Source organism: Corynebacterium sp. HMSC064E08 (assembly GCF_001811805.1).
Classification (GTDB): domain Bacteria; phylum Actinomycetota; class Actinomycetes; order Mycobacteriales; family Mycobacteriaceae; genus Corynebacterium; species Corynebacterium jeikeium_D.
The window spans coordinates 87,349-113,372 of the sequence record NZ_KV806692.1; the positions used below are offsets into that span (position 1 = coordinate 87,349).

At 59.3% G+C, this 26,024-nt stretch carries 16 protein-coding genes; 8 read left to right on the forward strand and 8 right to left on the reverse strand.

The window, feature by feature from the left end:
• The first annotated feature begins 50 nt into the window (after nucleotides 1-50).
• The 7 genes from HMPREF2820_RS01150 to HMPREF2820_RS01180 all read left to right on the forward strand — a co-directional run bounded on the left by HMPREF2820_RS01150 (nucleotide 51) and on the right by HMPREF2820_RS01180 (nucleotide 9,301).
• Nucleotides 51-722, forward strand: coding sequence for a YdhK family protein (locus tag HMPREF2820_RS01150; protein WP_083308391.1), 672 nt, complete (start codon nucleotides 51-53; stop codon nucleotides 720-722).
• 660 nt (nucleotides 723-1,382) lie between these two features.
• On the forward strand, nucleotides 1,383-1,475 hold the full coding sequence (locus HMPREF2820_RS01155) for a potassium-transporting ATPase subunit F (protein WP_016421618.1): 93 nt from the start codon (nucleotides 1,383-1,385) through the stop codon (nucleotides 1,473-1,475).
• Nucleotides 1,472-3,124 (forward strand): potassium-transporting ATPase subunit KdpA, encoded by a 1,653-nt coding sequence (gene kdpA / locus HMPREF2820_RS01160; protein WP_070602352.1) that lies wholly within the window; start codon nucleotides 1,472-1,474, stop codon nucleotides 3,122-3,124. The genes HMPREF2820_RS01155 and kdpA overlap by 4 nt, the downstream gene beginning before the upstream one ends.
• The gene (gene kdpB, locus HMPREF2820_RS01165) at nucleotides 3,121-5,229 is read left to right on the forward strand and encodes a potassium-transporting ATPase subunit KdpB (RefSeq protein WP_049181801.1); all 2,109 of its coding nucleotides are present in this window, start codon (nucleotides 3,121-3,123) and stop codon (nucleotides 5,227-5,229) included. The genes kdpA and kdpB overlap by 4 nt, the downstream gene beginning before the upstream one ends.
• 81 nt (nucleotides 5,230-5,310) lie before the next feature.
• Complete coding sequence (kdpC, locus tag HMPREF2820_RS01170) at nucleotides 5,311-5,901, forward strand: K(+)-transporting ATPase subunit C (RefSeq protein ID WP_048734312.1); 591 nt, start codon at nucleotides 5,311-5,313, stop codon at nucleotides 5,899-5,901.
• Between the two features lie 46 nt (nucleotides 5,902-5,947).
• Nucleotides 5,948-8,551 (forward strand): sensor histidine kinase, encoded by a 2,604-nt coding sequence (locus HMPREF2820_RS01175; protein ID WP_070602354.1) that lies wholly within the window; start codon nucleotides 5,948-5,950, stop codon nucleotides 8,549-8,551.
• 6 nt (nucleotides 8,552-8,557) lie between these two features.
• Nucleotides 8,558-9,301, forward strand: a complete 744-nt coding sequence (locus HMPREF2820_RS01180) for a response regulator transcription factor (protein ID WP_070602356.1) — start codon at nucleotides 8,558-8,560, stop codon at nucleotides 9,299-9,301.
• 201 nt (nucleotides 9,302-9,502) lie between these two features.
• Here the strand turns inward: HMPREF2820_RS01180 and HMPREF2820_RS01185 are convergent, their stop codons facing one another.
• From HMPREF2820_RS01185 to HMPREF2820_RS01220, 8 genes are all read right to left on the reverse strand, one after another.
• Complete coding sequence (locus tag HMPREF2820_RS01185) at nucleotides 9,503-11,185, reverse strand: dipeptide ABC transporter ATP-binding protein (RefSeq protein ID WP_070602359.1); 1,683 nt, start codon at nucleotides 11,183-11,185, stop codon at nucleotides 9,503-9,505.
• Complete coding sequence (locus HMPREF2820_RS01190; RefSeq protein ID WP_070602361.1) at nucleotides 11,182-12,150, reverse strand: ABC transporter permease; 969 nt, start codon at nucleotides 12,148-12,150, stop codon at nucleotides 11,182-11,184. The genes HMPREF2820_RS01185 and HMPREF2820_RS01190 overlap by 4 nt, the downstream gene beginning before the upstream one ends.
• On the reverse strand, nucleotides 12,143-13,069 hold the full coding sequence (locus HMPREF2820_RS01195) for an ABC transporter permease (RefSeq protein ID WP_016421610.1): 927 nt from the start codon (nucleotides 13,067-13,069) through the stop codon (nucleotides 12,143-12,145). Before HMPREF2820_RS01195 ends, HMPREF2820_RS01190 begins: the two co-directional genes overlap by 8 nt.
• A gap of 4 nt (nucleotides 13,070-13,073) precedes the next feature.
• Nucleotides 13,074-14,819, reverse strand: a complete 1,746-nt coding sequence (locus tag HMPREF2820_RS01200) for a peptide ABC transporter substrate-binding protein (protein WP_069358931.1) — start codon at nucleotides 14,817-14,819, stop codon at nucleotides 13,074-13,076.
• 479 nt (nucleotides 14,820-15,298) lie between these two features.
• The gene (locus HMPREF2820_RS01205; protein ID WP_070602363.1) at nucleotides 15,299-16,927 is read right to left on the reverse strand and encodes a protein adenylyltransferase SelO family protein; all 1,629 of its coding nucleotides are present in this window, start codon (nucleotides 16,925-16,927) and stop codon (nucleotides 15,299-15,301) included.
• A 140-nt stretch (nucleotides 16,928-17,067) separates the two neighbouring features.
• Nucleotides 17,068-19,299, reverse strand: coding sequence for a 3-hydroxyacyl-CoA dehydrogenase NAD-binding domain-containing protein (locus HMPREF2820_RS01210; protein WP_070602365.1), 2,232 nt, complete (start codon nucleotides 19,297-19,299; stop codon nucleotides 17,068-17,070).
• Between the two features lie 74 nt (nucleotides 19,300-19,373).
• A complete protein-coding gene (locus HMPREF2820_RS01215) occupies nucleotides 19,374-20,609 on the reverse strand; it encodes an acetyl-CoA C-acetyltransferase (RefSeq protein WP_048760224.1) in 1,236 nt (411 codons plus the stop codon).
• 283 nt (nucleotides 20,610-20,892) lie between these two features.
• Nucleotides 20,893-24,102 carry a type I restriction endonuclease subunit R gene (locus tag HMPREF2820_RS01220; RefSeq protein ID WP_070602368.1) on the reverse strand — a complete coding sequence of 1,070 codons (3,210 nt, stop codon included), beginning with the start codon at nucleotides 24,100-24,102 and terminating at the stop codon, nucleotides 20,893-20,895.
• A gap of 198 nt (nucleotides 24,103-24,300) precedes the next feature.
• Between HMPREF2820_RS01220 and HMPREF2820_RS01225 the strand changes: the two genes are divergently transcribed.
• Nucleotides 24,301-26,022: a DUF5635 domain-containing protein gene (locus HMPREF2820_RS01225; protein WP_042388976.1), complete on the forward strand. Its 1,722-nt coding sequence runs from the start codon at nucleotides 24,301-24,303 to the stop codon at nucleotides 26,020-26,022.
• Nucleotides 26,023-26,024: the final 2 nt, after the last annotated feature.

Below are 26,024 nucleotides of genomic sequence, written 5' to 3' on the forward strand. Positions count from 1 at the left end.
GTAGGGTGAGGGCATAGATTGATTGACATCAACAACAAAGGAGCTTGACCATGGCAAAGAATATCCGACCACTTAATGCGCTTGTAGCCGCAGGTGCCGCCAGCGTGCTTGCGCTGGCCGGTTGCTCCTCCGATGATTCGACTAATACCGAAGCAGGCAGCACTGTTAGCGAGACCAGCTCGTCGGCAACGGCAACCAGCTCTGAGGACACGGACGACATGGATGACATGGACGATGCCGATGACCACGGTGAGCACGGCGACCATGATGACGATGCAATGGCTGGCCATGATCACCCGACCGATGGCGGTCCGGCTCCCGAGGGAATGGCTCCGGCTGACAACGCGAAGTTTCCGGTCGGCAGTGAAGTGAAGGTTCTAGCTGATCACATGCCGGGCATGAAGGGTGCAGAAGGCAAGGTTGTTGGTGATTTCAACACCACCACGTACTCCGTGTCCTACACTCCGACCGATGGCAGTGAACCGGTGAAGGATCACCGTTGGGTTGTTCATGAGGAGCTGGAGAACCCAGGTGAGGCTCCGCTTGCCGACGGCTCCGAGATCACCATCAATGCCGAGCACATGGCGGGCATGAAGGGCGCCAAGGGTACTGTTGATTACTCCACCCAGGAGCCGGTCTACATGGTTGATATCGACGAAGACGGCATGACCATGAAGAACCACAAGTGGGTTACCGAAAGCGAGCTCGCACCGGAGGACTAACTAGTTAGGCTTAGTCCGCCACTTCTAGGTTGGTTGCTTCGGGCCGGTTGCTTCGGCCTAACTCAATCCATTAAAACCGGGTATCACGCAGGAAGTGTGGTGCCCGGTTTTTTTATGCTTCGCGCCTATGCTCCGTGTCCAAAAACCTTCGGGTAGCGCGTGGTCCGGCTGGGTGCGGAGACGGCGGGGACGGGGCCGGCGAGGGCAGGGGCGGTCGGCCACTTGTCGATGAGCTATTCACCTGTCGATGCGCTATAGCGTGGCCATCAGTGAATAACGCATCGACAAGTGCTCAGGTAGACCCCACAACGTGCGCATAAGTGGCGGAAAACCATCGATAAGACAACGGAAGTCATCGACAGGTCACGGAAAACCATCGATAAGTCGGCAACACCAGTGCGCCTGCTCAGTCCACTCAGCCCCGAAACTGGTATTAATTCGCCGCGTACCTGCATTGGCACTTTCTTAATCAGAAGTGCATTCGCACATCTCTAAGCGCATAACCCCAGTTCAGTCGGGTGTTAAAAAAGCGTTAATAGGTGCCCGCCGCAGTAGGTATGGGTGTTTTATAACTGTCATGTTCGTAGACATTTTGCTTCTTCTACTCACCATTGCGGCCTTCCTGCTACTGCAGGGCTGCGCAAAGGCGGTGAAGAAACTATGACGTGGGAATTGATCGTCGGCGCCATTTTAGGTTTGGCGGCATTGGGCTATGTCCTGGTCGCCCTGATTGATCCGGAGCGATTCTCGTGAGCAACGTCATTATGGGATTTGTCCCGGTAATCATCGTGATGGCCGCACTGGCCATCCTTTACATCCCGCTCGGCAATTACATGGGGCGGGTATTCACCACTGATAAACACTTGGGTGTTGAGCGCGGTTTCTACCGCGCCATCGGTGTGCGCCCAGAGGCCAACCAGCACTGGACAAAGTACACCGCCAGTGTGTTGAGCTTCTCCGCTGTCAGCGTCATCTTCGTCTACCTGCTGCAGCGAGTGCAGCAGTGGCTACCGCTCAACCACGGCAAGGGCCCAGTTTCTCCGGACCAGGCGTGGAACACCGCGGTGTCGTTTACCACCAACACCAACTGGCAGTCCTACTCCGGTGAAGAAGCCATGACAGTGCTAACCCAGATGGCTGGCCTGGCAGTTCAGAACTTCGTCTCCGCCGCAGTCGGTATTGCAGTGGCGGTGGCGCTGGTCCGAGGCCTGGCCAACCGTCACGGTGACGGCAACATCGGCAACTTCTGGGTAGATCTGACTCGTACCGTCCTGCGAGTGCTGCTGCCCATCGCCGCTATTGGTGCAATTCTGCTGATTTCGCAGGGTGCCATCCAGAATTTCTCGGCCCCACAGACTATCCAGACTGTCACCGGCGGCAGCCAGACTATCCCGGGCGGTGCCGTGGCATCGCAGGAGGTCATCAAGGAATTGGGCACCAACGGCGGTGGCTACTTCAACGCCAACTCCGCGCATCCATTTGAAAACCCGAATGCGTGGACCAACATGCTGGAAATCTTCCTTATCCTGTTGATTCCGGTCTCGTTGACCAGGGCATTCGGTGTCATCATCGGTGACAAGCGCCAGGGCTGGGCAATTCTGTCCACCATGGCGGTGCTCTACTTCATCTCTCTGGCTGCCGTTATGTCCAGCGAGACTGCGCTGCAGACCTTCCAAGGTGGCGGCATGGAGGGCAAGGAAATGCGCTTTGGCGTGCTGCCGAGTTCCTTCTTTGCGGTGACCACCACCATGACGTCGACAGGCGCGGTGGACAGCTTCCACTCCAGCTACTCACCACTGGCAGGCGGCATGCTCATGCTGAACATGCTGCTGGGTGAGATCAGCCCTGGTGGTGTGGGCTCCGGTCTCTACGGCATGCTCATCATCGCCATCCTGACCGTATTCATCGCCGGCCTGATGGTCGGCCGTACCCCGGAATACCTGGGCAAGCGCATTGGTGTTTCGGAAATCACCAAGATTTGCCTCTACATCCTGGTCATGCCAGTGCTGGTGCTGGCAGGTGTCGGTATCTCCACCATGCTGCCGTCGACGCTGGACTCCGTGTCCGCTGATGGGCCGCACGGTTTCTCCGACCTGATTTACGCCTTCACCAGTGCGTCCAACAACAATGGTTCGGCATTCGCGGGCTTCGGTGCCGATACCCCGTGGTTCAACATGAGCCTCGGTTTCGCCATGCTGTTTGGTCGCTTTCTTCCAATTGTCATGGTGCTGGGTCTGGCTGGTGACTTCGCCAAGCAGCGACCAGCCGCCGAGACCGCTGGCACCCTGCCAACTCACCGACCGCAGTTTGTCGGCCTGACCGTTGCCATCGCAATCATCGTCAGCGCCCTGACCTTCCTACCAACCCTCGTCCTAGGTCCGCTGACGGAGGCCCTGTCATGAGCAAGAATTCCAACGCATCTTCCGCATTTTCTCCCAGCGCACTGAAAGCGGCTCTGCCGCTGGCGCTGAGCAAGATGAACCCGCGCCAGCTCATCGCCACCCCGGTGATGTTCCTGGTCGAAGTCGGTGCCGCATTTACGCTGGTCCTGGCCATTGCGCACCCGTCGCTGTTCAGTATTTCCATCACGGTGTGGCTGTGGTTGACGGTACTTTTTGCAACGCTGGCGGAAGCCGTCGCTGAGGGCCGCGGCAAGGCACAGGCGGAATCGCTGCGCGCTTCGCGCACCACCTCTGATGCCTTCAAGCTCAACAACGGCGCCAACGCCGCTGCAGCACTGGAGAACCCAGCCGCGCAGACCACCAAGGTCGCGGCCACGGACCTGGTTCCGGGTGACATCGTCATCGTCTCCGCCGGCGAGCCGATTCCCGCCGATGGCGACGTGATCGTCGGCGCTGCCAGTGTCGATGAGTCCGCCATTACCGGTGAGTCCGCGCCGGTCATCCGCGAGGCCGGCGGTGATCGGTGCGCGGTCACCGGTGGTACACGCGTGCTTTCCGACGCCATCGCCATCGAGGTCACCACCATGCCCGGTGAGAGCTTCATGGATCGCATGATTGGTCTGGTCGAAGGCGCACAGCGCAAGAAGACTCCGAACGAGCTGGCACTTGGTTCCCTGCTGCACGTGTTGACCCTGATCTTCCTCATGGTCGTCATCGCCTTGGCACCAATGGCTGTCTTCAACGGCGCTGAGCAGGACCCATTGGTACTGGTCGCACTGCTGATCTGCCTGATCCCGACCACTATCGGCGCGCTGCTGTCCGCTATTGGTATCGCCGGTATGGACCGCCTGGTTCAGCACAACGTGTTGGCCATGTCGGGCCGTGCGGTTGAGGCCGCTGGTGACGTCGCCACGCTGCTGCTAGACAAGACCGGCACCATCACCTTCGGTAACCGTCAGGCTGCGGAGTTCTCCGAGGTCGGCGACACCACGCACGCTGAATTGGTACACGCCTGCCAGCTTTCTTCGCTTGCCGACGAAACCCCCGAGGGCCGCTCCATTGTCGAGCTCGCGGAAACCGAATCGAATGAACGCATCGACGAATCCGTCTATGCCAATGCGACCTTCATTCCCTTTACCGCTCAGACTCGTATGAGTGGTATCGAGTTCCCCGCTACCGGCGGCGAGAAGAAACGCAAGGTAGTCAAGGGTGCCGCAATGGAGATTGTGAAGCTGATGAAGTGCATCGGTGCCACCGTGCCGCCCGAGGTCGATGGCATTGTCCAGCGCATTTCGGAAGCGGGCGGTACCGCGCTGGTGGTCGCCGAGGTATTTGGCGGCGACGAAGTAACCAGCGGTGAGTCCGGACGAGTGCTGGGTGTTATTTATCTCAAGGACGTCGTTAAGCCTGGCATGCGTGAGCGTTTCGATCAGCTGCGTGAAATGGGCATTCGTACCGTCATGATCACGGGCGACAATGCGGTGACGGCGCATGCGATTGCGAAGGAGGCCGGCGTCGACGATGTGCTCGCTGAGGCCACCCCGGAGCAGAAGCTAGAGTTGATCCGCAAGGAGCAGTCGAAGGGACGCCTGGTCGCCATGACCGGTGACGGCACCAACGATGCACCGGCATTGGCGCAGGCAGATGTGGGCGTGGCAATGAACACTGGTACGTCGGCGGCGAAGGAAGCGGCCAACATGGTGGACCTGGATTCGGATCCGACCAAGCTCATTGACGTGGTGGGAATCGGCAAGCAGTTGCTGATTACCCGCGGTGCGCTGACCACCTTCTCCATTGCCAATGACGTGGCGAAGTACTTCGCCATCATTCCAGCCATGTTCGTCACGGCGCTGCCTGGCCTGGACAAGCTCAACATCATGAACCTGCATTCGCCGGAAAGCGCCATCCTGTCTGCAGTGATCTTCAACGCGCTGGTGATTGTCGCCTTGATTCCGCTGGCTCTCAAGGGCGTGAAGTACCGCGCCGGGTCGGCTGCCTCACTGCTGAGCCGCAACCTGCTCATCTTCGGTGTCGGTGGCATCATCGCACCGTTTGTCGGCATCAAAATTATTGACCTCCTGCTCTCCGGAGTGTTCGGGATGTAAGTGCCTTGGCCTCGCGCCAAACGGCGCAGCCAGCGCACAGCACTTGGCATCTCGCAACATGTGAAAAGAATCGAGAAGGACATGAACAAGAACTTTCGGTTGGTATCCACCACAATCAAGGCATATTTGCTGCTCACCGTGGTTATCGGCCTGCTGTACCCAGCCGCAATCTGGGTAGTGGGGCGAATCTGGTCCGATAACGCTGATGGCTCGATGATGTATGACTCCGCAGGCAAGGCCCAGGGCTCGGAGCTCATTGCCCAAGAAGTGACAAAGCCGGGATTTTTCTACCCGCGCCCGTCTGCTGCGGGGGATAATGGCTACGACGCGATGTCGTCTTCGGCATCGAACGTGTCGCCGTATAGCAAGGAGTTCCAGGCTGAAATCGAACAGCGCCGCACCGATGTCGCTGCCCGCGAGGGCATCGACCCGGCCCAGGTACCGGTGGAGGCAGTCACCGCCTCCGGTTCCGGTCTGGATCCGCATATCTCCGAGAAGTACGCACAGCTGCAAGCACCGCGCGTGGCCAAGGAGCGCAACCTGCCACAGGCAGAGGTTGAGCGGTTGATCTCGGAAAATAGTGAAAACGCAATTACGGAACAGGGCTCGCAGGATGGTGGGCGACTGGTCAACGTCGTAAAGCTGAACGCCGCTCTGACAGACGGACAGTAAGCATCCTGCGATTGGGCAAGGTATGGCAAGTAAAGGTCTGTAAGAAATGGCCAAGCGAGGAAAACTGAAGGTCTACCTGGGGTTCGCCCCGGGCGTGGGTAAGACGTGCGCCATGTTGAGCGAGGGGCACGATCTGTACTCCCGTGGGCACGAGGTAGTCATTGGTCTGGTGGAACACCACGGTCGCGAGCGGACGAAGAAGCTCATCGAAGGCCTGCCAGTGTTGGATTGTCGAAAGGTGTCCTACCGCGGCAACACCTATCGTGAGCTGGATGTTGATGCGATTATCGAGATGCGTCCCGAGGTCGCCCTCGTCGATGAGCTCGCGCACACCGTCGTTACCGATGAGCCGGACAACGAGTTCGTTCAGCAACGCAAGCGCTGGCACGATGTCTACCAGCTTCTCGACGCAGGCATCGACGTCATCTCGACGATGAACATCCAGCACCTGGAATCGCTTAACGACGTCGTTGCGGCCGTCACCGGCGTGCGCCAAATGGAGACGGTGCCCGACCGTGTCCTCCGCGATGCGGACGAGATTGAGCTCATCGACTTAAGCCCGGATGCCCTGCGTATCCGACTGTCCCGCGGCGAAATCTACCGCAAGGAGCAAGCGGAACTGGCGCTGCGGAAGTACTTCCGACCCGGCAACCTCAGCGCCCTGCGTGAGCTGGCACTGCTGTGGCTGGCCGACAAGGTCGAAGAGGTTCTGGACTCCTACCGCGAAGATGAGGAGATCGACGATCATTGGACTACCCGCGAGCGTGTGGTGGTAGCGGTGCGTGATGACAACAACGCCGAGGCCATGATTCGTCGCGGTGCTCGTATGACCGGTCGCGTGGCCGGCCGCGAGATGATTGTCGTGCACATTACCGGTGATGACGATGGCCTCGACCGCGGCTACTTGCGTCGACTGCGAAAACTGCAGGACCTCACCGAGTCGCTGGGTGGGCAGTGGCGTACCATCGTGGGCGATGATGTGCCGGGCATCCTGCTGGAGTTCTCCCGCACGGTGAATGCATCGCAGCTGGTCATTGGCTCGGAGCGAGGACTGCGGCGCTACGTGGGCTTAAGTACCTCGCAGCGCATCATCGACCAGGCTGAGCCCATCGATGTGCACATCATCTCCTCAAGCTCAGAGAAGAAAGCCAAGCGGCGCAAGAAACTGCGCTCTCGCTTTTCCAAGGAGCGACGTATCACCGGTTGGCTGCTGGCACTGGTGGGGCCAGTGCTACTGACGTTGCTGCTCTACCAGCTGGACACCGGCCCGGAGTTCCTGGGCGTACTGCTGCTGACCTATCTGATGCCGATAGTCTTCGCCGCTATGGCGGCAGGGTTGGTGCCAGCGCTGGCGGCAGTGGTGGTCTCCTCAATTCTGGCAAACTGGTACTTCACCGCCCCGGTGAACACCCTGACTATCACCGAGCCGGCCAGCTTGGCTCAAATCCTGCTCTTCGGTGTGATTGCGGCGGCTGTGGCGACGGTGGTGGAGCGTTCCGAGCGCCGCCGCGAGATGGCGGACAGGAGTCTGCATCAGGCAGTCGTAATGTCCGAGTTGGCACACGGTGTCGTCCACGATGGCGACAACATGTCCAACCTGGTCCACAGCTTGGCGGATACGTTCTCGATGGAGCGCGTGGACGTGCAGCGTTACTCCTCAGAGCGCAAGAAGTGGTTGACCATTGTCACCACCGCCGAACACGGCTTGTCCGAACCGTGGCCGACAGAGCTGCCGATGACTAAGGTCAGCTCCGGCGATGACCTGCGCTTTGTGCTCAGTGGCCGTGAACTCACCGCCGCTGAGACTGCCATGATTGCGGCTCACGGTTCCCGCATCCGGGCGCTCATGGACATGGAGGAAATCGCCGCGATGCGCCGCGCCACCGCTGCCCTCGAGGCGGGCAACCGCGTGGGCAGCGCGGTGCTGACCGCCGTTTCACATGACCTGCGCACACCGCTGGCCAGCATCAAGGCTGCGATCTCCAGCATGAACATGGAGGACGTCGAGCTTGACGACGAAACGCGTCTCATCCTCATGGAGACAATCGAGAGTTCCGCTGACCGCCTAGAGGTGGTCATTGGCAACCTACTCGATGCCAGCCGCATCGACTCCAGCACCAAGCGGGTGGAAAGTGTGCCGGTTAGCGTCTCCGATGTTGTGGACGCGGTATGTGCGGAGCTGCCGGAAGCCGCAGGTCACATTGACCGCGATATTGACCATGACGCCTGCATGGTGGAAGGCGATCCTGGGCTGATCCAGCGCATTGTTTCCAACATCGTCATCAACGGCCGTCAGTACGCACCGGAGTCGAGCCTGACCATTCGTACGCGGCCCAGCGAGCGCGGTGTGCGCGGTCCCGCCGACATGCCGGTTATGGGCTCGCTGGGTGCTATCGCTGCGAGCGCATGCATAGACATTTTGATCATTGACCACGGTAAGGGCATCCCGGAGGATAAGTTGGAGGAGATTTTTCAACCGTTCCAACGCCTTGGCGACTACTCGGCACAATCTCAGGGCCTTGGTCTGGGACTTGCCGCCGCCTCGCGTTTTGCCGACGCCATGGGAGGCGCCATCCGCGCCGAACAGACACCCGGCGGCGGTGCTACCTTCGTGCTGACGTTGCCGCGTGCAATGGGCGAGAGAAAGTAGGATTCCATGAATCTCAGTTCAGGACAACCCGCTGGTCAGGCTGGCAACAAACCCGGGCGAAAGATACTCATCGTCGAGGATGATGTCGCCATGGCCCGCACTGTGCTTGTCAGTTTAAAAGCCCGCGGTTACGAGCCACGTGTCGCGCAAACGGCCACGCGGGCGTTAGCCGCGGTCAGCGAGTGGAAGCCCGACGCCGTTCTCCTGGATCTGGGCTTGCCCGATGTCAGTGGCCTGGAAGTTCTGCGTTCTTTGCGCAGGTGGAGCGATATTCCAGTGCTGATTGTCTCCGCACGTCACGACGAGGCGGGGAAAATCAACGCCCTCAATGAAGGGGCCGATGACTACGTCACCAAGCCTTTCTCGATGGGGGAGTTGTTGGCTCGGCTGCGTTCAACCATGCGGCGTGCTAGCAAAGTAGTGGTCGAAGAGGTGCCGAAGGTGACCTCCGCAGATGGTCATCTAATGGTTGACCTGGCCAAACGGCAAGTTCTCGTGGCGGACGAGCTCGTGCATCTGACCCCGCGCGAGTGGGACATCCTGGTCTACCTGGTGCAGCATCGTGGCGAACTGGTGACCAAACTGGAGCTTCTCAAGGCCGTCTGGGGTGGCCAGTACGAAAAAGAGACCAACTACCTGCGCGTTTACATCTCCCAGCTGCGCCACAAGATTGAGCCTCAGCAGGCTCACAACAAGTACTTGCGCACTGAGGTGGGGGTCGGTTATCGCATGGTGCTGGACGAGGAGTAGCAGCCGGCTGCTTGCCCGTTCTTGCTTGCCCGCCTGCACGTTCCCGCCTTCCCGCTCGCCTGCCTGCCTCTCCTCGCGACTTCACGACACCTATGTCACCTCATGCCGCCTCCACAGCTGGCACGAGGTGACGCCTGTGTCGTGAAGTGGCCCAGAAGGGGGGCGGAGCGAAGTGCCCTAGGGAAACAGGCCACCGCCCAGCTACAGATCCAAATCCAACGACGCACCTGGGATGGCGTCCAGCAGCCGCTGGGTGTATTCCTTCTCCGGGTGATCGAAGAGATCGTCGGTCGGACGGTGTTCAACCATCTTGCCGTGCTCCATCACGATGACCTCATCAGCCACCTGCCGCACCACAGCGAGGTCGTGCGTAATAAAGAGGTAGGCCAAATCCATCTCTTCCTGCAGCTCAGCGAGTAGTTCGAGCACCTGAGCCTGCACCACCACGTCGAGTGCTGACACCGCCTCGTCACAGACCACAACCTCAGGGTTCAGGGCCAACGCACGCGCAATCGCAACACGCTGACGCTGGCCACCCGACAGCTCACCGGGGAAGCGGCGTCCCATCTCCGCGGGAAGTGCGACGCGGTCGAGAAGCTCGAATACGCGCTGCTCACGCTCCTTTTTGGTCCCAATCTTGTGAATACGCAGCGGCTCCTCAATGGAGGAATGCACCGTGCGCATCGGATCCAGCGTCGCATACGGGTTCTGGAAGATCGGCTGAATGCGACGCCGCAGCTCCAGTTCCTCTTTACGATTCCGGCCCTGGACGCGTTTGCCGTCGAAAAGCACTTCGCCTTCAGTCGGATCGAGCAGCCCCAGCGCCATGTTGGCGACGGTGGATTTACCCGAACCGGATTCGCCCACGATGCCGATGGTGCGGCCGCGACGCAGTGTAAAGCTAATGTCATCGACGGCGCGGAAGGAGTCCTTGCGCCACGGGCGGTTGCCGGGGATGGCGAAGTCGCGGACCAGATTCTTCGCGACCAGAATCTCCTTCTGCTCGTGGTCTGCGGTCGTCGGAGCCGCCACCACGCGATCACCGCGCCGGGCAGCCAGCGACGGAGCCGCCGCAATCAACTGCTTGGTGTACGGATGCTGCGGGTGCGTGAGGACGTCCAGGGCAGGGCCAGTCTCCACGACACGTCCTGCTTGCATAACGACGAGTCGGTCAGCGCGCTCGGCAGCCAAACCGAGGTCATGGGTGATCAGCACCACGGACGTGCCGAGTTCGCTAGTGAGCTTGGCAAGGTGGTCGAGGATCTTCTTCGCCACGGTCACGTCGAGAGCCGAGGTGGGCTCATCGGCAATCAACAGCTTCGGGTGTGCGGCCAGACCCATTGCAATCAGTGCGCGCTGGCGCATGCCGCCGGAGTACTCGTGTGGGTACTGGTCGATGCGCTTTTTGGCATCGGGAAGACCAGCCTGTTCCAGCAGTTCAATCGCCTTTTTGTGGGCCTCGGAGCCAGTGGCGATGTTATTTGCGCGCAGCGCCTCGGTAATCTGGGCGCCGACGGTCCACACCGGATTCAGGTTGGTCATCGGATCCTGCGGGACCAAGCCGATGCCGCTACCGCGGATACTGACAAACTCGCGGTCTGTCAGATGCGTGATGTCGCGGCCATCAAAGGTGATGGTGCCCCCGGTGACTTCGCCATCACCGGGCAGGAGCCCCAGCGCGGCATGGACAGTGGTGGATTTACCCGAGCCGGATTCGCCAACAATGGCGACCGTCTCACCGGGGAAAATCTCCAGGTCGACGTCATGCACCACATCGGTCAACGATTTACTGCGGCGGCCGGACGCTGTGGTCGTCGGAAAGCCAATGCAGACATCCTTCAAGGTGAGAATGGGCGCTGCGGAAGTATTGGTGTCGGTGCTCATCGACGACGCTCCTTCGGGTCGAGAGAATCCTTCAAAGCGTCACCCATGAGGATGAAGCCGAGAACGGTAATCGCCAGGGCGAGTGCTGGCCAGAACAGGTTGGACGGGGCCTGGCGGAGCACCTGCTGTGCGACAGAGATGTCGTTGCCCCAGGAAACGGTGGTCGTCGGCAAGCCAATGCCCAAGTAGGACAGCGTGGCCTCGGCGACGATGTAAATACCCAGTGAGGTCGTGGCCATGACGATGACAGGGGCGAGGCAGTTCGGCAGCACATGGCGGAAGAGAATGCCAGTGCTGGACAGACCGAGCGCCTTGGAGGCGGTGACGTATTCCTCGTTTTTCACTGAGATCACCGAGGAGCGCACCACGCGCGCCATCTGCGGCCAGCCGAAAGCAGCGAGCACGAAGACCACGGACCAGATGGTGCGTTCGGTAAACAGCTGCATCAGCACGATACCGGCGAGAATCAGGGGGATGGCAAAGAACATGTCCGTGATGCGAGAGAGCACCGCATCGACCCAACCGCCGAGATAGCCAGCGATGGCACCGAGGATGATGCCCACCACGGTCACGGCCAGGGTGACGCCGATGCCGACGATGACCGAGGCGCGGGCACCGTAGATGACACGGGCGTAGACGTCGTAGCCCTGCTGAGTGAAGCCCATCGGGTGGCCGTCGCGGGCTGGGGCCAGCGAGTCACGCAGGTTTGCCGCCGTCGGGTCCACAGAGGTGAACAGCGACGGGAATGCGGCCACTGCGATGGAGAGCAAAATAATGAATGCGGAAACCCAGAACAGTGGGCGGTAACGCAGGTTCTGCCAGGCCGAACCCCAGAGCCCCAGCGGCGGGGTATCCGGCAACTGCTTGTGGTCGGGGTTCGTTGCCTGGGCGGTGCCGGTATGCACGGTGTTGGCCTGCTTTTCTGGCTGAGGCGAATCTAACTGCGTCGAATCTGGCTTAGGCATAACGAATCCTCGGATCCAGGACTGCGTAGAGCAAGTCGATGAGCAAGTTGGCGAACATGTAAATAACCACCAGGATGGTCACGATGCTGACCACGGTGGGAGCTTCACCAATCTGGACGGCGTGGAAGATCAGGCCACCGATACCGGGCACGTTGAAGATGCCCTCGGTGACAATTGCGCCACCCATCAGAGCAGCGAGATCAGCGCCGATGAAGGTCACAACGGGAATTAGCGAGTTGCGCAAGATGTGGCGGCGGGTGACTTCAGAGGTTGGCAAGCCCTTGGCGCGGGCAGTGCGTACGAAGTCAGCATGGCGTGCCGACGAAACCTCGGAGCGCGTCAGTCGCAGAACATAAGCAACCGAGACGAGACCCAGCACGAATGCCGGCAGCAGCAGGGAAGTAAAGGAGGCATCGCTACCAACGGTGGGGGAGACAATCTCCCAGCGCACACCGAAGAGGTAGCGGGCCACGAAGCCGAGCACGAAGGTCGGAGTTGCGATAACCAGCAGGGACATCACCAGAACGGTGGAGTCGAAGAACCCGCCCTTGCGCATGCCGGCAATAACGCCGAGGCCAATGCCGAAAATGGCCTCAATGGCAACGGCCATCAGCGCCAGGCGAATCGTAATAGGGAAGGCCAGCGCGATTTCCTCGCCGACCGAGCGACCGGAGAAGGTCTCGCCCATATCCAGGGTGAACAGGCCCTTGAGGTACTCCCAGTACTGGACGAGGAAAGGCTCATCCAGGTGGTAGTGGGCGCGCAGTGCTGCGACCTGCTCCGGTGGCAGCTGCTTATCGCCAGCCAGTGCGGCAATGGGGTCGCCTGGCATGGCGAAGACCATTGCATAAATCAGCAGTGTGGCACCGAAGAAAACCGGCACCATCTGTAGGAGTCTCTTTCCGATATACCAACCCATGGTGCTAGTCCTTCTCAATCATTGGGTAGTCCAAGATGCCGTCCCACATCACTACGGCATTGCGCAGCTTCGGGTTCCACGCCACCGAAGCATTGGGGTACCACAGCGGAATCGCTGGCAGGTCCTCCATCAGCACAGACTGAGCCTTGACATAAATCGGCTTGGCATCTTCTGCGCTCTTTGCCGAGGCCGCCTCCTGAATCAGCTTGTCGAACTCCGGGTTCGAGTAGTGGTAGTCATTCGAGGAACCGCCAGTGACGAACTGCGGGATCATGTAGTTGGCCACTGACGGGTAGTCCGCTGACCAGCCAGTGCGGTAGCCGCTGGTGATGGTCTCGTTGGAGATTTCATCGCGCAACTGCTTGAAGGTCGGGTAGGCCTTGCCGTGGGAATCGATGCCGAGGGTTTCGCCAATCATGTTGGTCACCGCTTCGACCCACTGCTGGTGTCCGCCGTCGGCGTTGTAGGCGATGTCGAACGAGCCGGTAAACGGTGCAATTTTGTTGGCTTCGGCCCACAGTTGGCGGGCCTTCTTCGGGTTGTATTCCAGCACCTCTTGGCCAGGTACGTTCGGGTCAAGGTCGCCGAGCGTCAACGAGCTGAACTCGCGCGCCGGGGTGCGGGTGTCGAAGAAAATCTTCTCAGTGATCAGTTTCCGGTCAATCGCCATGGAAATCGCTTGACGACGAAGCTTGCCCTCTTCACCCGAAAAACCTGGCAGATTTCGCGGAATTGCGAAGTACTGCGAAGACGAGGTCGGGACGTTTGCGCTGGAGTCGGGGAAGTCCGTTTCGAAGCTGGCCAGGGCTGTTGGTGGAATTGTGCGTGGCAGCGTGTCCAGGCGGCCTGCCTGGAGGTCTGCATATGCGGTGTCCACGTCCGAGTAGAAGCGGTAGACCAGGCCGTTGTTGCGAGCCTTGTGCTCACCGGCGAAGTCATCATTGCGAACCACAGTTAGCTGGTTGTTGTGCAGCCAAGCGCGGCCTTCGGCCATCTTGTACGGGCCATTGCCGATTGGGTGTTCACCGAAAGCCTTCTTGTCTTCGAACGCGGCCTTCGGCAGCGGCATAAACGCGACATAGCCGAGGCTGAGCGGGAAGGAGGAATCTGGGTTGGTCAGATCCACGGTGAACCTCAGGTCATCGACCTTTTTCAGGCCGGAGAGGGTTTTCTCCGTGGCCTTTTCTCCCGAGACTGCATCAAAACCCTGCACGTTGGCGAAGAAGGACTGCTGCTTCTGCAGGTTCGGTCCGTAGGCAGCGTAATTCCAGGCATCGATGTAGCTCTGCGCGGTGACTGGTTCGCCGTTGTGGAAGGTCCAGCCCGGTTTCAGCGTGATGTCGAAATGAGTCGAGTCCTCGTTGGGCTTAATTTCTGCCGCATGGTCCAGGATCATCGAGCCGTCGGTGTCGTAGCGCACCAGACCTGAGTAGAGCATGCGGAGGATATCGCCACCACCGGTTTCATTGGTGTCAGTGGTGTACAGCGGCGACTGTGGTTCGGAGTTCTGGACCACAATGAACCCCGCGCCGACCTGTTGCTGGTCAGTGCTGCAGGCAGCGAGCGCGCTTCCTGGCAAGGCGATTACCAGCAAAGCCGCCAGGATCTGGCGGACATGCAGCGTGAACTTTCCTTTTCCGCTGAGCGTTGTTGCGTGCAGTTTTGTGGCACGGGACTTCTCTCGCTGTCGGAGCTTCCGCCGGAGTTTCTGCCGGGTGTGGAAGGGGCCGGAGGCAACGGGTCTATGCATCGCGAGCCTTTCTAGATTCTGCCAGATAGGCGATATGAATTTGGTGATCGGCTCACTCCAAATGGCTTAGATACCCACCTCCCAGCTGCTTAGCAATGGCGGTGGTGAAACCTTTGGTTGTGACGGACTCTAAGGTTTGGATACGACCGTTCAATACAGTCTCTAACCTTACAAGTCCAAAAAACATATGAGTATTAATCAGGCGAACCATCCCTTATTTGACGGTGTCTTTTACCCTCGATTGGGGAGTTAATCCTGTGCAGTGGTGCAACGTTGTAACATCCTGGCACCCCCGCAGGGGTTGGGGCTGCTGAATTTCTGGCTGTCCCACCGCCGGGCTCCTGTCCGGCCCCATCCGCGACTTCACGACACAGGTGTCACCTCATGCCACCTCCACAGCTGGCACGAGGTGACACCTGTGTCGTGAAGTGGGCTTTGGAAGAGGAAGTGGACTTTGGAGGAGGCGGAGAGGCAGCGCATTAAGTCCCACAGTACGAGTGGAAAGCACCCAACTCCCGCGGTGCCGGCTCCGTGAACCCCGCAGGGACGTCTTGCGACTCAAAGGGGTTGGTTACCGCCTCCAGCAGGTGCCGGTAGTCGGTCAGATCCCCCGCCCCTGCCGCCGCTAACGCTTCCGTGACCAGGTAGTTTCGCGGAATATACAGCGGATTCGTTTCCTCCATAAGTGTCAGGGCCGTCGTCTGGTCGATTCCCAGCTCTTCCCGCGTCTGCTTCCACAACTGCCCCCACTCAGCCGCGGCGGCGGGGAACGCAGGATCAGCGGTCAGCCTGGTCAGCGCAGCCAACGCAGCAACTGTATCCCCATCACCATCGGCCAGAACCTCAATCAGCGCCCGATGAGCATTCGTATGGTCGAGCCCAAACTTCGCCAGCAACGCCTGCCACTGCTGCACCAGGGGGATGGCCAGCGGGTCGTCGTAAAGCGAGGGGAGAATACCCAACTTAGGCAGCCACCTGCGGCTGAGCGCATCGGTGAACTCGTCGGCGAATTCGCTCAGGATGTCGCGGGCGCGTGCGAGGGCTTCCTCCGGGGTGCCTGCGAAATGCGGTAGCAATGTCTCCGCGAGCTTCGACATGTTCCACCCGGCAATCGTCGGCTGCGCGCCGAACGCGTATCGACCGCCTCGATCAATGCTGCTAAACACCGCCCGCGGATCGTGCGCATCCAGAAACGCACACGGCCCAAAGTCGATGGTCTCGCCCGCGATGCTGGCATTGTCGGTGTTCATCACGCCGTGGACAAATCCACAGGCCAGCCACGCCGCAACGAGATCGGCTTGCCGCTTGACGACGTCCCGGAGAACCGACTCCGCCGAACCTTCGTAGCCATGCCGCTGCGCGGCGAACTCGATGAGCCGATCCATGACTCCGGTGTCCGAACCGGAGCGTGCGACCAGCTCGAACGTGCCAACTCGCAGGTGGCTGGATGCTACGCGCACGACGATGCCGCCCGGTTGAAGTTCGGTAGTGGGGTCGGTGTTGTCGAATGGGGTTTGCGAGCCGCGGTAAATCTCTTCGCCAGTTTTGATGACCGCCAGCGCGCGGGTGGTGGGGATGCCGAGTGCATACATGGCTTCGCTGATGAGGTACTCCCGCAGGGCGGAGGTCAGCGTGGCTTTGCCGTCACCGCCACGGGAGAAGGGCGTGGGGCCGGTGCCTTTCGCCTGAATCTCGTAGGCCTGGGTGTTGTCGCTGTGGGTTGTCTCTTTGGGGCAGTCGGGCTGGTTAGGCGGACAGTGCAGCCCAGTCAGCCCCGGTTCAGCCTCAACTGTGGCAAGCAAGAGCGCGCGACCATCACCGAGTAGGCCTGCGAAGTTGCCGAACTGGTGGCCGGCGTAGGCCGTGGCCATCGGGGTTGTGTATGCGCCGGGTGGGGTGCCGGCGCCGCTGTCGACTCCGTGATCGGCGCCGTGGCCAGTGAGGAACTTCAGGCCAGCCTCCGAGCGAAGCCACTGCGGGGAGAGGCCGAGTTGGGTCGCGAGCTCGTCGTTAAGCATGACCAGCTGCGGCGATGGGGCATCAAACCCCTGCTGGTCGATAGCGAGTTCAGGCAGTGCGGTGGGCAGATCCGCGACGTTTCTAGCCATGTGCGCAGTTTAACGGGTAGGCCGGATTGGGGTTGGCGCGCTGGTGCGTTCAGCGGTGCTACGCCGTTGACGTGGCCTCGAAGGCGAAAAACCCCGGTTACTGGAACAATTCCAGCAACCGGGGTGCGCTCGGGGTAGTCCTACTTCTTCAGGGACTCCGGAGCGTTGAAGCGCTCGCCGTGCTTAGCGGCCAGCTCTTCGGCGCGCTCGACGAAGCCTGCGACACCGCGGCGCTCCGGGTGAGCTGCGTCCGGGTCGACAACAGTGGCGCCGTCGTAGTTCTTAATGAACTGGCGAGTACCACCGGTCCAGGCCGGGTAGCCGATACCGAAGATGGAGCCGATGTTGCCGTCGGCGTCGTGAAGCAGAACGCCCTCGTCGACGCACTTCTGAGTCTCGATGGCCTCGATGAAGAGCATGCGGTCAACCAGCTCCTGCAGGTCGGTGTCCTCCGGAGCGATCGGGGTGATGTTCAGCTCTTCGCGGAGCTCGTTGAACAGGCCCGGCCAGAGACCGGAGCGCTTGCCGTCGACGTACTCGTAAAAGCCCTTGCCCTCGAGCTTGCCCGGGCGCTCGAACTTGTGCAGCATGGCCTCGACCAGAGCCGGTACGCCGCCCTCGTCCAGGGTCTGGCCTGCAGCCTCGGCGGCAGCGCGGGTCTCGCCAGCGATCTTCTCCATGAGTTTGAGGTTCAGCTCGTCGGCAAGCTGGAGCTGCGGTGCCGGGTAACCAGCCTGGCGACCAGCGGCCTCGATGATGGCCGGGTCGTAGCCCTCAGCGACCATGCGCAGGGCCTCGTTGATGACGGTGCCGATGACGCGGGAGGTGTAGAAACCGCGGGAGTCGGTGACAACAATCGGGATCTTGCGGATTGCAACAGCGAAGTCCAGCGAAGCGGCGAGGATTGCCGGGTCGGTGTTGTCGCCGGAGATGATCTCAATCAGCTGCATCTTGTCCACCGGGGAGAAGAAGTGCAGGCCGATGAAGTCCTTCTCACGCTTGACGTGGGAAGCCAGCTCGGTGATCGGAAGGGTGGAGGTGTTGGAGCCCAGGATGCAGGTCTCCGGAACTGCGGCCTCGATCTCGGCGTGAACCTTGTGCTTGAGGTCGGTGTTCTCGAAGACTGCCTCGATGACTAGATCGACGTCGGACAGGTCGTCGTAGGACTCGGTCGGCTTGATGCGGTTCAGCAGCGCTGCAGACTTCTCCTCAGTGGTACGACCGCGCTTGAGAGCCTTGGCCTCCAGACCCTCGGAGTAGGCCTTGCCGCGCTCGGCGTTCTCCAGGGAAATGTCCTTCAGGACAACTTCCATGCCTGCCTTTGCACACACGTATGCAATACCTGCGCCCATCATGCCGGCACCAACGACGGCAACCTTCTTGAACTCGCGCTTCGGGTACGGGGTGCCGTCAGCCTGCAGCGGACGGGAGCCTCCGCCCTGAGCGTGGTTGAGGTCGAAGAAGAACGCCTGCATCATGTTCTTCGACTGGGTGCCGGTGACCAGCTCGGTGAAGTAGCGGGACTCGATACGCAGTGCAGTGTCGATGTCGACCTGAGAGCCCTCGATGGCAGCCTGCATCGCAAGGCGCGGAGCCTTCATCGGGGAGCCCTTGAGCTGCTTGGTCAGGTTTGCCGGGAAGGACGGCAGGTTCATTGCGAACTTAGGAGTCTTCGGGTCACCGCCTGGGATCTTGAAGCCCTTCTCATCCCACGGCTGTGCGGCCTTGGCGTCTTCGCTGGTCAGCCATGCGCGGGCGGTGTCGATGAGCTGCTCCGGAGCAACAACCTCGTCAACGAGGCCAGCTGCGAGGGCCTTGCCCGGGTTCATCTGAGCGCCGGTCAGAATGACCTTCATCAGCGCGTCCTGAATGCCCAGCATGCGCACGACGCGGGAAACGCCGCCGCCACCCGGCAGCAGGCCGAGGGTGACCTCTGGCAGGCCAATCTTGGAACCGCGGACATCGGCAGCAACGCGGTGGTTAGCAGCCAGCGCGACCTCGAGGCCGCCGCCCAGTGCTGCGCCATTGATGGCAGCAACAATCGGCACCGGGAGCTTCTCCAGGCGACGCAGGGAGGCCTTCATGTCCTCGACCATGCCGAACATGTCAGCTGCATCGTCTTCAGTGGCCTTGGACATCTGCTTGATGTCGCCGCCTGCGAAGAAGGTCTTCTTCGCAGAGGTGATGATGATGCCCTTGATGGAGGTCTCAGAGCCGTCGCCAATTTCGTTTTCCAGGCGCTCCACGGTGGCGCAGATGTCGTCCTGGAAGGTCTTGTTCATGGTGTTGACCGGCGCATTCGGGTCATCCATGGTGAGGGTGACGATTCCGGCGTCGTCCTGATCCCACCGGAACATGTTATCTGTGCTCATAAATCAGTCAGTCCTTTGTGGTTATCGCGGTGTGACCGCGGTAATTGTCGCTGTGAGTTTCGTTCCGGTTTGCTTTAGACGCGCTCGATGATGGTTGCAACACCCATGCCGCCAGCCACGCAGAGCGAGATGAGAGCGTAGCGGCCACCGGTGCGGTGCAGCTCGTCGATTGCGGCGCCGGTGATCATGGCACCGGTTGCACCCAGCGGGTGACCCATGGCCATTGCGCCACCGTTGATGTTGAGCTTGTCGTAGTCGATGCCCAGGTTCTGCTGAGCGTGCTTGACGACGGCGGCAAACGCCTCGTTGATTTCCCAGACGTCGATATCGTCGACGGTCAGGTTGGCCTTGGCCAGTGCCTCGCGGACAGCCGGCTCGATACCGGTCAGCATGATGGTCGGCTCGACACCATTGACGGCGGTGGCGACAACGCGTGCGCGTGGGGTCAGACCCATGTCTGCGCCGGCCTTCTCAGAGCCAACCAGAGTCAGTGCAGCGCCATCGACGATGCCGGAGGAGTTACCTGCATGGTGGACGTGGTTAATGCGCTCAAGCTGCGGGTACTTCTTCAGTGCAACTGCGTCGAAGCCGCCCTGCTCACCCATCATGGTGAAGGCTGCGCGCAGACCGGAGAGGGACTCTGCGGAGACGCCTTCGCGGATGGTCTCATCACGATCGAGGATGGTCAGGCCGTTAGCGTCCTTGACTGGGACGACGGAGCGGTCGAAGCGCCCCTCAGACCATGCCTTTGCGGCACGAGCGTGGGAGAGTGCTGCCATCTCGTCGAGGGACTCACGGTCAAAGCCGTCGAGCGATGCAATCAGGTCAGCGGAAATACCCTGCGGGACGAAGTCGGTCGCAAACGAGACCTGTGCGTCCATCGCCATTGCACCGCCGTCGGACATCATTGGCACGCGGGACATGGACTCGACGCCACCGGCGAGGACGAGCTCGTCCATGCCGGAGCGGACTTTCTGAGCAGCCAAGTTGATGGCGGAGAGGCCGGAAGCGCAGAAGCGGTTGATCTGGACACCGCCGGTGCGGTACGGCAGACCTGCGGTGAGTGCTGCGGTCCGGGCAATGTCCGCACCCTGGTCGCCGACCGGGCTGACGCAGCCAACGATGAGGTCGCTGATGCGCTCTTCGTCCAGGTCAGGGAAACGATTGCGGATTTCGTCGATGAGGCCGACGAGAAGCGATACCGGGCGTACCTCGTGGAGGGAGCCGTCCTTCTTGCCCTTGCCGCGCGGGGTGCGAATTGCCTCGTAAATGAAGGCTTCGCCGCCCGGCTGAATGGTGGCGGAAGTCATGTGTTTTTACCTCACAGATTCGTCGTAAAGTGTCGTGCGTCACTCTATAACGAATGCCGGATTGGCGGGGGTAATTTGAGGGGTACTGGGGAGAAAGTTAGCTCGTCGCACCTGTCTACCTGCGGTTATGGGAGAAACCGGGGGTAATTACATAAGTAGTTTGGGGCGTGGAGTCGCGGAAGTGAGGCGGTAACGGTCTGCTATGTGAAGGCCTAACCGTTACGCCCGCCCAGCTGCCACTCCGTCAGCCCCTCCAGCCCCCGCAAACGTCCGCCCGCAACCATCATGCCGCCTCTCCATCATCCTCGGCGAACCCCAAGTTCTGATAGCGTTCGACAAAGGCCTGGATGCGCTGCAGCACCCGCGTCTTGACCTTTTCACGCTCATTACCTGGGGTAAACCGCGACATTGGTGGAAGAACTCGAACAATTCCGGTGCCAAGCGTGCTGACAATGCCGGTGGTCAGCGCCTCTTCAATGAAAGATTGCGCAGTGGGCATCCGCAGTCTTTCTTCCGTGATGATCGCATTGAGTTCTTCCGTGCGTTTGGTCCTGATGAACTCCTCCCACTGCTCATCAACGGGCTGTGTCAGGCTCACGGTGCTGACGAACTCTTCAATCAGGTCGCGCTTGTTCCGCAGCGATGGGCTGGAGTTTGCAGCACGAGAAATCTGGGCACGAATTTCTTCTCTCTCGTCGCTGCCGTGGGTTTCACGGTATTGCTCGACGAGCATGAGAATGTAGTCGACATTGATCTCGACCTGCTTGATTAGCTCCATCTCGAAGACGACATCGTCATTGATGGACTCCCGGTCCCCGTCGCTTTCAGTACGGAATTCCGCAAAAAGGTCGAGGTAGATACTGCGGTAATCCTGCTCCTGGCGCGGCGTCAACAGCGCGTCATCAGCGAATTGGTCGAAGGAAGTCAGGATGTTTTGGACACGCAGAATCGCGCCGAAGAGCTTGATGAACTCCTTCTTCGCCTTCTCGCCAACAATGACCTTATCCAGCGGGTATTCCTGGAGCAGTCGCTTCACTAGCTTGGCATATTCGGCAAAGTACTCAGCGTAGGGCTTAAGCAGTACCACGCTTTGCGCCTTGGTATCGCCGAAGAGCCGCAGCGCCTGATTTGTGGCGTCTTCGAGGTCTCGGAAGCAGACAATGTTGCCGTACGTCTTGACGGAATTGAGGATTCGGTTGGTACGCGAGAATGCCTGAATCAACCCGTGGTATTTCAGGTTCTTGTCCACGAACAGCGTGTTCAAGGTAGTGGCGTCGAATCCGGTGAGGAACATGTTGACCACGATGGTCATATCGACTTCCCTGTTCTTCATTCGCAGGGAGAGGTCTTTGTAGTAGTTCTGGAATTTCTCGGCGGAGGTGTCGTAGTTGGTCTTGAAATACCCGTTGTAGTCGGCAATCGCCGCTTCCAGGTAATCGCGCGCAACCTTGGGTAGCTGCTCGGGCTCCATGCCTTCTTCACGGAGCAGGCCTGCCTCGTCGGCCACGGCAGTAGCTGCCGCATCGCTTTTCTTTTCGCTTGACGACGGAATCGTCGGTGACTCATCCTTTTCGGCCTCATTTGGTGCGAATGAGTAAATCATGGCAATCTTCAGGCGCTCTGCTTCTGGCAGTGATACTTGCGCTTTTTTGAAGAGGTTGTAGTAAGTGTAGGCAGCCTCAACAGAAGCGGTGGCGAAGATAGCGTTGAAGCCACGAACTCGTTGTTCTTTCTTTATTTCCTTAATCCGACCGCGGTGCCGGGCCTTTGCTGAGGCGGATACGTTCTCGACAACGCGGTGTTCGTAGAAGGTTTCCCGCTTTGTTTTCTGAGCGAAGTGTTCGAGCGTGTAGTCGACGACGTTTTTCAGGCGTGGCTCCGCCAGGAGTGCGCCTTCGGTGTCGATGCCTGCGACTTCCTTGTCCTTAACGCTTCCAACCGAGATGGTGTTGACGTAGTCAATCCGGAAGGGCAGGACATTCTTATCGTTGATGGCGTCAACGATGGTGTAGGAGTGGAGTCGTTTGCCGAAAGCCTGCTCGGTGGTTTTGAGGTTGGCTTTGGTTCCGCTGGTGGAGTTGTCGGCGAAGATGGGCGTTCCGGTGAAACCGAAGAGGTTGTATTTCTTGAACGCCTTCGTGATGGCAGTGTGCATGTCACCGAATTGGGAGCGGTGGCATTCGTCGAAGATGATGACCACGTGCTTGCCGTAGACATCGTGGTGTTTGTTGCCTGCGATGAAGTTCGACAGCTTCTGAATTGTGGTGATGATGATGGATGCGTCGTCGTCTTCCAGCTGCTTCTTCAGCACGGCGGTCGAGGTGTTGGAGTTCGCAGCGCCCTTTTGGAAGCGGTCGTACTCACGCATGGTTTGGTAGTCGAGGTCTTTACGGTCGACGACGAAGAGAACCTTATCTACATGCGAAAGTTTGCTAGCCAGCTGTGCGGCTTTGAATGAGGTGAGGGTTTTCCCCGAACCGGTTGTGTGCCAGATGTAGCCGCCAGCCTCCGTGGTGCCAAGGCGTTCACGATAGTTATTGGAAATCTCAACTCGTTGCAGAATCTTCTCAGCGGCGACGATCTGGTATGGGCGCATCACCAGTAGTTCTTCCGCAGCAGTGAAGACGCAGAACTTAGTCAGAATATTGAGAAGCGAGTGCTTGGACAGAAATGTCTTAGTGAAGCCAACAAGATCCCGGATGGGTTTGTTGTTTGCGTCAGCCCACCACGATGTGAATTCAAAGCTCTTAGCACCGCGCGCCGGGCGGCCTTTTCCTCCCGTTTCTTTGATGTGTAGTTCACGGGTGGTGTTGGAGTAGTACTTGGTCAGCGTGCCGTTACTGATGACAAACAGCTGCACATAATCGAACAAACCGTCACCGGACCAGAAAGAGTCGCGCTGGTAGCGCCTAATCTGGTTAAAGGCTTCACGCAAATCTACGCCACGGCGCTTGAGTTCGATGTGCACCATGGGAAGGCCATTGACCAGGATGGTGACGTCGTAACGATTGGAGTGTTTCGCACCGCCTTCGCCCTTTCCAACCTCGTACTGGTTAATGACCTGCAGCCGGTTGTTATGGACATTTGCTTTATCCAGCAGTCGGATGTTTTTGCTCGTGCCGTCGTCACGCGTAAGAACCTGAATGTGGTCTTCGTGGATGCGACGGGTCTTCTCTTTGATTCCGTCGTTGGCGCTGGTGACGCAGGTGCGATAGAACCGTTCCCATTCCGCGTCGCTAAATGTGACGTGGTTGAGAGTTTCGAGTTGACGGCGCAGGTTGGCAACGAGGTCTGCTTCGCTGTGGATGGGCAGGTAGTCGTAGGCCTGCGACTGGAGGATGTCGATGAGTTCCTGCTCCAGTTGCGCCTCGGTTTGGTAGTCCTCCGAGATGCGCTCCTCGGCCTTGTACTCCGCTACGACGGTGCTTTGCTCACCGACAGCGATCGGGTCGTACTTGGTTGCTCGTCGCTTGCCGACGCCGTCCTGGTTCATGCTGCCAGCACCTTTTCCATAGTGTTAATTTGAAGCGTTACTTTTATGAGTCTCTATCTTAGAGAGTCCGGGGTAGCACGGGGTGGTGCAGCTAATCCACCAAGGTTCCCGCAAAAACCACAACCACTGTTAGAATAAGGGGGCTCTAATCTAACAATCCCCAGGTGGTGGTTCGCTGTGGCTCCGACTTTGCCGGGAATGGAAGTTCGCCGGGAGCAGCTGATTGCTCAAGTTGACGCTATTTTGGAGTCGGCAATCGACGATTGTGTGCGTAAAACCAAAGAGACCCAGTCGATTGATTTCAAAGAGGAAGCTGGCCGACGTAGAGGTTCCCAGATTGAACCTGGTAAGTCGGAGAATCCGACAGCTGCCGACAAACTTGCCGACGAAGTGGCCTGCATGGCCAATACTCCTGGTGGCGGTGCCTTGATTGTTGGAATCGAGGATAAAACAGGGCGGATTATCGGTACCGAACTGGACATAGATTGGTTGCGGCAGGCTATCTATAGCCGGATTGATATTGCGCCTGATGTTGTCGAAAAGCGTGTGCAGGGCCAGCGGGTGCTTGTCATCTATGTTGCGGCAGCCTCTGAACCCGTTGAAGATACTGGGAACAGGCTGCGTTGGCGTGTTGGTGATTCGTGCAAGCCGGTGGACCGGTCGGAATGGTGGGAGTATCGGCGTGCGCAGGACGGTTTTGATTCAATGGCGCAGGTTAGTGCCGCAACACTTTCCGATGTCCGTCCCGGTGCCCTGGCGTTGGCCAGGAAATGGGACCCAGTGTTTGCCGAGCTTACCGACCAAGAAGTGCTGCACGGCATTGGTGCTCTTGATGCCAATGGATTCCTATCAATGGCAGGAAAGCAGCTATTTACTTCGGCAGGGCGCACGGTTATTGAGCTCAGCATTTTTGATGTTCACGGTGGTCAGGTGCTTAACAGAGTGGTGCCGGAACCTGAGAAGTCGTGTCTTGAGCAGCTTGCGTACATAGAGCAGGCTCTGAATGTGGTGAATAAAAACAACACTGTGGTGGAGGGGTTCGTACATAAGCCGGTACCAGAGATTCCACGCGGTGCAGTGCGTGAGGCGATGCTAAATGCCATGATTCACCGCGATTGGAATCGAAGCGAAGCCATTGATGTGCGATGGATTGAGCTCGACAGCACCTTGATTGTGCGAAGCCCCGGTGGTTTTCCAGGAGCAATCACCGAAAACAATGTTTTAAGTAACCGTTCTGCTCGTTACCCCGCTCTGGCTGATGTGTATCGCGCAATTGGGCTCGTAGACAAGCAGGGTGTTGGGGTGGATCGCATGTACCAATCGATGATTGCCCTGGGGCATCGGCCGCCCACCATTGAAGAAGTAGCGGGCCCGTTTGTGGAAACGACTTTGGTGGGTGGCAGTCCCGTGCTGCCCGTTCTTGAGCTGATGTCAAGGATAATCCCGCAAGCACGGCAGGAAGATTACCGCATTGCAATCGTGTTGTATCTACTTTTTCAGCGCCCATTTGTCACGGTTGCGGAAGTAGCGCGTGGGCTGCAAGCCGGGCCTGAATCGGCTCACAATGCCTTGGATGCAGCCCGACAAACGACGGTACTGGGTGAACCGCTGATTGTCCCCCATGCTGGAGTATGGGTGCTTGGCGAAACATGCCGAGCAATCTTGCGCAAAGCTGAACCGACGCCATTCTTGCCTGCGCGGTACCTCACCACCGATCAGGATGAACTCCAGAAAGCAGCGATGTTGTGGCTGTGTGAGGTTGGGGATATCGCTACAAGTGACCTCATGGTTCTGTCTGGAAGCTCCCGCGGCACAGTGAAGGCCTGTATCGACGTCATGGTAGAAGCCGGTATTGTCACTGCCATTGGCAACGGCCGATCGCGCAGGTATCGGCTCACTAATCCGTCAAGGTCCTTGTAGAA

Excerpts from the sequence above, each read along its gene's own strand:
- HMPREF2820_RS01205 (WP_070602363.1), bottom strand. The coding sequence starts at position 16,927 with ATGGCTAGAAACGTCGCGGATCTGCCCACCGCACTGCCTGAACTCGCT.
- HMPREF2820_RS01180 (WP_070602356.1), top strand. The coding sequence starts at position 8,558 with ATGAATCTCAGTTCAGGACAACCCGCTGGTCAGGCTGGCAACAAACCC.
- HMPREF2820_RS01150 (WP_083308391.1), top strand. The coding sequence starts at position 51 with ATGGCAAAGAATATCCGACCACTTAATGCGCTTGTAGCCGCAGGTGCC.
- HMPREF2820_RS01220 (WP_070602368.1), bottom strand. The coding sequence starts at position 24,102 with ATGAACCAGGACGGCGTCGGCAAGCGACGAGCAACCAAGTACGACCCG.
- HMPREF2820_RS01195 (WP_016421610.1), bottom strand. The coding sequence starts at position 13,069 with ATGGGTTGGTATATCGGAAAGAGACTCCTACAGATGGTGCCGGTTTTC.
- HMPREF2820_RS01185 (WP_070602359.1), bottom strand. The coding sequence starts at position 11,185 with ATGAGCACCGACACCAATACTTCCGCAGCGCCCATTCTCACCTTGAAG.
- HMPREF2820_RS01175 (WP_070602354.1), top strand. The coding sequence starts at position 5,948 with ATGGCCAAGCGAGGAAAACTGAAGGTCTACCTGGGGTTCGCCCCGGGC.
- HMPREF2820_RS01210 (WP_070602365.1), bottom strand. The coding sequence starts at position 19,299 with ATGAGCACAGATAACATGTTCCGGTGGGATCAGGACGACGCCGGAATC.
- HMPREF2820_RS01190 (WP_070602361.1), bottom strand. The coding sequence starts at position 12,150 with ATGCCTAAGCCAGATTCGACGCAGTTAGATTCGCCTCAGCCAGAAAAG.
- HMPREF2820_RS01200 (WP_069358931.1), bottom strand. The coding sequence starts at position 14,819 with ATGCATAGACCCGTTGCCTCCGGCCCCTTCCACACCCGGCAGAAACTC.
- HMPREF2820_RS01225 (WP_042388976.1), top strand. The coding sequence starts at position 24,301 with ATGGAAGTTCGCCGGGAGCAGCTGATTGCTCAAGTTGACGCTATTTTG.
- kdpB (WP_049181801.1), top strand. The coding sequence starts at position 3,121 with ATGAGCAAGAATTCCAACGCATCTTCCGCATTTTCTCCCAGCGCACTG.
- HMPREF2820_RS01215 (WP_048760224.1), bottom strand. The coding sequence starts at position 20,609 with ATGACTTCCGCCACCATTCAGCCGGGCGGCGAAGCCTTCATTTACGAG.
- HMPREF2820_RS01155 (WP_016421618.1), top strand. The coding sequence starts at position 1,383 with ATGACGTGGGAATTGATCGTCGGCGCCATTTTAGGTTTGGCGGCATTG.
- kdpC (WP_048734312.1), top strand. The coding sequence starts at position 5,311 with ATGAACAAGAACTTTCGGTTGGTATCCACCACAATCAAGGCATATTTG.